The organism is Microbispora sp. NPDC049633 (assembly GCF_040675265.1).
Lineage (GTDB): Bacteria > Actinomycetota > Actinomycetes > Streptosporangiales > Streptosporangiaceae > Microbispora > Microbispora maris.
Window position 1 is genome coordinate 1 of record NZ_JBFAOO010000292.1, and the last position, 6,648, is coordinate 6,648.

General features: G+C 72.2%; 6 protein-coding genes. All 6 read right to left on the bottom strand.

Annotated elements, in window-relative coordinates; translation table 11 throughout:
- The coding region (locus AB0J39_RS37090; protein WP_363473464.1) for an aminoglycoside phosphotransferase family protein at nt 1–848 on the bottom strand (848 nt) is incomplete at its 3' end.
- 64 nt (nt 849–912) lie between these two features.
- The gene (locus AB0J39_RS37095; RefSeq protein WP_363473466.1) at nt 913–2,361 is read right to left on the bottom strand and encodes a hypothetical protein; all 1,449 of its coding nucleotides are present in this window, start codon (nt 2,359–2,361) and stop codon (nt 913–915) included.
- 54 nt (nt 2,362–2,415) lie between these two features.
- Nucleotides 2,416–2,664 (bottom strand): hypothetical protein, encoded by a 249-nt coding sequence (locus AB0J39_RS37100; RefSeq protein ID WP_363473468.1) that lies wholly within the window; start codon nt 2,662–2,664, stop codon nt 2,416–2,418.
- Between the two features lie 159 nt (nt 2,665–2,823).
- Nucleotides 2,824–3,999, bottom strand: coding sequence for a rod shape-determining protein RodA (rodA, locus tag AB0J39_RS37105; RefSeq protein ID WP_363473471.1), 1,176 nt, complete (start codon nt 3,997–3,999; stop codon nt 2,824–2,826).
- A 12-nt stretch (nt 4,000–4,011) separates the two neighbouring features.
- The gene (gene mrdA / locus AB0J39_RS37110) at nt 4,012–6,069 is read right to left on the bottom strand and encodes a penicillin-binding protein 2 (protein WP_363473473.1); all 2,058 of its coding nucleotides are present in this window, start codon (nt 6,067–6,069) and stop codon (nt 4,012–4,014) included.
- Complete coding sequence (gene mreD / locus AB0J39_RS37115; RefSeq protein WP_363473475.1) at nt 6,066–6,584, bottom strand: rod shape-determining protein MreD; 519 nt, start codon at nt 6,582–6,584, stop codon at nt 6,066–6,068. Before mreD ends, mrdA begins: the two co-directional genes overlap by 4 nt.
- Nucleotides 6,585–6,648: the final 64 nt, after the last annotated feature.

A 6,648-nucleotide genomic window follows, 5' to 3' on the forward strand; every position in this document is an offset into this window, starting at 1 on the left:
CGCAGCGAGGCCAGGCGGTGGCGCAGCTCCGCGTGCGCGCGGTCGTCGCGGTGCCCGATGCGCAGCACGGCCGTCAGCGTCTGGAGCTCCCGGATGTCGCGCAGCACCGGATAACCCGGCCAGTCCCTGACGTCGCATCCGTACGCTCGGGCGAAACCGTCCCGCTGGGCGTCGGACAGGCCGAACCGGGCACCCTGCAGGGTGGGCACCAGGTCGACCTCGCGCGGCCCGGCGCTGGCCGAGTCCCAGTCGCACAGCAGGATCCGGTCCGCGGTGCGGATCAGGTTCCCCCGGTGCGCGTCCCCGTGGACCAGCCCGTACGGCAGGGCGAACTCGACCCGCTCGTAGTACGCCTCCTCCAGCGCCGCGCACCGGTCCAGCAGCCACTCCCGCTCCTCGCCGTCCAGCACGAGGCTGGCCCGTACGGCCCGCCGTACGCGGCCGAAGGGATCGTAGGTCGGCAGCGCGAACGGGACCGGCGGCAGGGAGTGCAGCCACCTCAGCAGCAGGCCGAGCGGGACCGGGTCGCCGTCGTCCGCGCCGTCCTCGTAGTGCCAGAAGGTCGCCAGGCAGCCCTCGACGGCCAGCGGCTGGCGCACGTCGAGCGGCAGCGTGACGGGGAAGCCCTGCTCGTGCAGCCAGCGCGTGACCTTGAGCGAGGTGGCCAGCCTGTCGTACTTGCCGGGGGTGCCGGCCTCCGCCAGGCGGACGACGACCCCCTCGCCCGGCAGGTGGTAGACCACGTTGGCGAAACTGCGCAGCAACCGTGCCCCGTCGGCGCTGAGCCCGGCCTGTCGGCACGCCTCCGCGAGCGCGGGCGGGGTGCCGGCGACGGTGGAGACACTCATGCCTCCTCCTCGCCTGGCGGCTCGGAGTCGCAATCGATTCGCTCGCTCCACTCGCTCCGTTCGTTCATCGCGGATCCCCCTCGCCGCCCGGTGCCTCGGAGGGAGCCTCGGGCAGCGCCCGGGCGGCCGACTGGGGCAGGCCGGTCGCGCAGAACGCCTCCAGCCGCCCGGCGAGCTCTCCCCGCACCATCGGCCTGGTGGCCTGGAGTGTCTCGGCCAGGCTGTCGATCCTGCGCTCCGGCGGCAGGGCCAGCAGCGGCGTCAGGGCCTGCTCGGCTCCGCCGGGATCGTCCTCCATCAGGTGGGCGACGGCCAGGTGCGCCCCGGCCATCGCCTCGCAGCCGTACGACCTGTTCTGGCGGTCCTCCCGCGCGTACAGGCCGAGCGCGGCGCGGGCCTGCTCGATCGCCCGGCCCGCCTGCCCGAGGTGCAGGTGCGTGACCGCCGTGTAGTAGGCGTGCTTGGCGGGCCGGAAGGCGAACTCCCCGGCGAACCCGTCGTGCAGCTCGTCCCCGGTGCCCGCCTCGCGGGCGTCCGCCGCCTTGAGCAGGTCGTCCTCCGCCTCGCGGACCCGGCCGAGCATCGCACCCGCCCGCGCCCGCAGCATGTGCAGCCGCGCGCCGCCCTGGCCCTGGTGCAGGTGGGCGAGGCCGTCCTCGGCGTAGCCCGCCGCGTCCTCGTACCGCCGGTCCCACAGCGCGACCGACGCCTGCATGCCGCGGGCCCAGCCCATGAGGGACCGGTGCCCGGCGATCCTGCCGTACGTCCACGCCGCGCGGGCGAGATCGTCGGCGGGCACCCGGCGGCCCATGTCCATGCTCGCGTTGGCCATCAGCCCGCACAGCGTCCCGGCCAGGAAGAACAGCTCGCCGGCCTGGGCCGGGTGGACGCGCCGCTCCAGCGCCCGGCGGGTCTGCTCCTGCAGCGCCCGCATCTCCACGAACAGCGGCAGCGGCGCCTCCCAGACGTACCGGCGGGACAGCCATATCACCTGCGTGCGCAGCCGTTCCAGCGCGCTGTCGCCGATCTCGCTCGTCTCCGCCCGCTCGGCGTGCTCGCTCGCCTCCCGGGCGGCGGCGCTGATCAGGTCGGGCGCGGTACGCCGCCGCCAGGTCCCGGGATCGCGCATCTCCGGCGGCGTGTAGTCCTTGGCGAACCCGAGCTGCACCGGGCCCGTCTCGAACAGGCGGCACAGCAGGTCGGTGTAGTCGCGGTCGGGCCGCGCCCCGGCCTCCCACTCCCGCCAGGACCGCTCGCTCAGCCCCCTGCGTTTGATCTGCTCGCGGTCGCACATCGCGTGGAAGCGCTCGATCGCCTCCTCCACCGTCCACCCGTACGCCAGACGCAGGCACTTGAAACGGGCCAGCCGCGGGCAGCACAGGTGGATCTCGTCGGCGATCTGATGGAAGACCGCGGTCGTCGGCGGCTCCCGGAGAGCGGCGAGAGTGCGCTCGCGGATGCCGCCGGCGATCTGGATGGCGGACCGGTCCCCGCCGCGTGAGGGTGTCGTCATCGGCTCTCCCAGTGGTGACACCCGCACGTTAACGCCGTACGTGTCACGAACCGGTCACCTCGCGCACTGCGAGTCCCTCTCCATCGAGCGGAGAGGAATCATGGTGCCGCCGCTGCGCAGCTGGGCCGTGAAGAGCTGGCCGCACAGGCTCGCCGGCGTCTCGGCGAACCACACCGTCGGCGGGTCGCCCGCGGCCGCGGCGGCCCACCTCCCGCCGCCGTACACGATCCGGTAGTCGGGGAAGGCCGTGCGCAGCAGGTCAAGGGCGCGCTGGCGTTCCCGCGCCTCGTCGTCCGGAGTCACCGTTCCTCCGTAAGGGTTCGTTCAGCCCCCGAACCTGTTCCGTTCCCATGATGTTCGCCGCATGGTGCCTGCACCAGTGAGAGCCGGGATCCGGCACCCTGCGGACGGCTCTCATGCGGGACCGCGAGAACACGGGGAACACGGAGAGCACGGCGAACCTCAGACCGGTCGCGATCTCAGATGGATCGCCTGCAGGATGGCGATCGCCGTCATGTTCGCGAACGTCGCGGTGCCGCCGTAGGAGACGAACGGCAGCGGCACGCCGGTGATCGGCATGATGCCGATCGTCATGCCGACGTTGACGAGCGTCTGGAAGGCCAGCCACGCGACGATGCCGGCCGAGACGAGCGCGCTGAACCGGTCGCCGCACATCCGGGCGATCCGCGCGCCGCGCAGCAGCACCACGCCGAGCAGGGCGACCACGGTGACCGACCCGACGAAGCCGAGTTCCTCGCCCGCGACGGTGAAGATGAAGTCGGTGTGCTGCTCGGGCACGAACCGTCCCGTGGTCTGACCGCCGTGGAACAGGCCCTTGCCGAACACCTCGCCCGACCCGATCGCCACCAGCGCCTGCGTGCTGTTGTATCCCACGCCGCGCGGGTCGCTGGACGGGTCGATGAGCGCGGTGAACCGGGCCACCTGGTACGGCTTGAGCAGCCCCAGCGACCACACCGCCACCGCGGCGAGCCCCGTGAGCAGCACCCCGGCCACGACCCAGCGCTTGCGTATCCCGGAGAAGACGATGATCGCGCCGGTCGTCGCCATCAGCACCATGGTGGTGCCGAGGTCGGGCTGCAGCATGACCAGCGCCGCCGCGGCGCCCGCCGCCGCGAGGGACAGCGCGAGACCGGCGGCTCTCGGCCGGTCCTTGGTCTTCTTCCCCTTCTCCGACGTCGGGGCCAGCAGCCGCGCCAGCATCACCACCAGCGCCGGCTTCATCAGCTCGGCCGGCTGCAGGGCGAAGCCCCCGCCCAGCAGGATCCACGAGTGGTGGCCGTTGATCGTCGACCCCATCGGGCTGATGACCAGGATCAGCCCGAGGACGGCGATGCCGTACAGGACCGGCGCGTACGTGCGCAGCCAGCGGTAGTCGGTCACCGCGACCGCGCTGTAGAGAGCCAGACCGATGAGCAGGTTGAGCACGTGCTTCTTGGCCATGCCCGTCGGCTCGATCGACGACCAGGTGCGGGTGGCCGACCACACCAGGAGCGTGCCGACCGCGCTGAGCGCGACCACCGCCCCGAACAGGAGCCAGTCCATCCGCCAGACGACCGATCCCCGCCCGACGACCCGGCTCGCGAACGACCTCCGCCGTATTCCGATGGCCTCAGTCATGGCAGGCCCGCCTCACTGCGTGTTGTCGCGGCTGATGGCCGGCAGCCGCGTCACCGGTTTGCCGTCCGGAAGCGCCGGCTTGACCGGCTTGCCGTTGTCCCCCTTGCCCAGGCCGAAGATGCCCTCCCAGATGCGCCGCACGGCGGGCGCGGCGGTCGAGGCGCCGAAGCCGCCCTGCGCGACCATGACCACGGTGACCAGCCGCGGATTGTCCGCGGGCGCGAAGGACGCGAACCACGACGTGTCCTCCTTGCCGTAGACCTCCGCCGTACCGGTCTTGCCGCCGATCTTGACGACGTTGAACGGGAAGCCGCGGAACGCGCCCGCCGCCGTGCCGTCCGAGGGCACCTCGCTGAGCGCCTTGCGGATGTACTCGCGCGTCTCGTCGTTGATCGGCAGGTGTGCCTCGACCGGGACCGGGATCTCCTGCTTCAGCGTGCCGTCCGGACGCATCAGCGCCCAGCCGATCCGCGGGCTGCGCACGTTGCCGTCGCCCAGCAGCGCCGCGTACGCCCGGGCGAGCTGGAGGGGGGTGACGAGCACGTCACCCTGGCCGATCGAGAGGTTGACCGCCTCGTAGGCGTGGAAGATCGCGCCCTCCACGCAGTTCTCGTGGGCCAGCCGCTTGGCGAACGAGGCCCGGCTCTGGTCCTTCATCTCCGGGTAGCCGGTCTTGGCCCGCTTGCACATCTCGTCCTTCGTCGAGCTCCACAGGTCGCGCTTCCACCCCCGGGTGGGGATGCGTCCGGCGGACTCGCCCGGCAGGTCGACGCCCGTACGGCGGCCGAAGCCGTAGGCCTTCGCCATGTTCGGCATCGGCTCCTTGACCTTGGACTTGGGCGTCTTGCCGCCGTCGCGCAGCCACTCCTCGTACCCGGCCCGGTAGAACACGGTGTCGCACGACTTGACCAGCGCCTCGTGCAGCGAGATCGCGCCGAGGCTCATGCCGCCCGCGTTGGGGTACGCCCGGCCCTCGACGGTGTAGGCGCCCGGGCACTGGTAGGTGCCGTGCAGCGGCTGACCATCCGCGACCATCGCCGACACCGAGCTGATCTTGAACGTGGAGCCCGGGGCGTACTCGCCGGCGATCGCCCGCGACACCAGCGGCTTGCCCGACTTGTCCGACAACAGCCGACGGTAGTCCTTCTCCGCGATGCCGCCCGTCCAGACCCTGGGGTCGTACGTCGGCCGGCTGGCCATCGCGACCACGCGGCCGGTCTTCACGTCGAGCACCACGCCGGCGGCGCCGTCCGAGTTCGGCACTTCCTGCATGGCCTGGTCGAGCGACTTCTCGACGATGCGCTGCACGTTGGCGTCGATGCTGGTCACCAGGATGTCGCCGGGAACCGGGTTGGACTGCTGGTTGACCGTGATGACCTTGCCCATCCGGTCGACCTGCACGTTGCGCAGGCCAGGTGCGCCGCGCAGGGCCGAGTCGTAGGTCCGCTCCAGCCCGTCGCGGCCGGTGAGGTCGACACCCGAGTAGTTGGCCTTGAGACCCTCCCGCTTCTCCAGCTCGCTCTGTGTCACCGGCTGCAGATAGCCGAGGAGCTGGGCGGCGTCCTTGCCGTTCGGATAGTCGCGAATCGCCTGGATGTCGGCCGTGACGCCCGGGAAGTCCTCCTGGCGTTCCAGGATCTGCAGCGCCGCCCGCGGGTTGACGTTGTTGGCCACCGGGATCGGCGTGTACGGCGAGCCGGGCCAGCACGGACGGCTGACGCCGGGCCCGCAGGCCCGGATCTCCTGCTTCAGCTTCGACAGCGGCACCTTCAGCACGGCGGACAGGCGACGGAGCACCGCGTCGCCGCCGTCCCGCATCCGCTCCAGCCGGCCGCGGTCCACGGAGACCACCAGCGTCGTGCGGTTACGCACGAGCGGGCGGCCGGCGGAGTCGAGGATCGCCCCCCGCAGGGCGGGGACCCGCACCTCGCGGGTGCGCGTCTCCGTCGCGACCGTGACGAACCGCGACCCCTGTACCACCTGGACCTGCCACAGCCGGACGACGAGCACCACGATCATGGCGATGACCAGCACCTGCAGGACGAGCAGGCGCCCCCGCAAACGTGTCATGCCGTCCCCCGTCTCCAGCTCGGCACGAGCTCGCCACCGCCCGCGCGCCTCCGGTGGCCGCCGTGCATGACCTTGACCGCCCGGAGCACCAGCGGAGCGGCCACGAGATTGCAGATCGCGGCCCGGGGCCAGGCCGCGGCCAGCACCGGCCACGTGATCCCCGGGGCGCCGAGCAGCGCGCCCAGACCGGCCACCATGCCGGGCGCGATCACGGCGCACGCCGCCACCGCGGGCAGCGGCAGGCGCTCTCCCACACGGCCCGCCGCGTAGCCCAGGAAGCACAGGACCAGCGCGTACTGGCCCAGTGTGTGGTTGGAGGGCGGCAGCAGGTCGTAGGCGAGCCCTCCGCAGAAGCCGATCACCGCGCCGGGTACGGCTCCGCGCCTGGTGGCGAGTGCGGCGACCGTCAGGAGCACCAGGTCCGGCGCCCACGAGAACAGCAGCCGGTTCACCACGCTGACCTGCAGCACCAGAGCGACGAAGAGCAGCAGCGCGGCGACGAGGTTGCGGGCCATCGTTCAGTTCCTCCCGCCGCGGCCGTCGTCCGCCCGGGTGCCGTCGTCTTCCACGGTGCCGTCG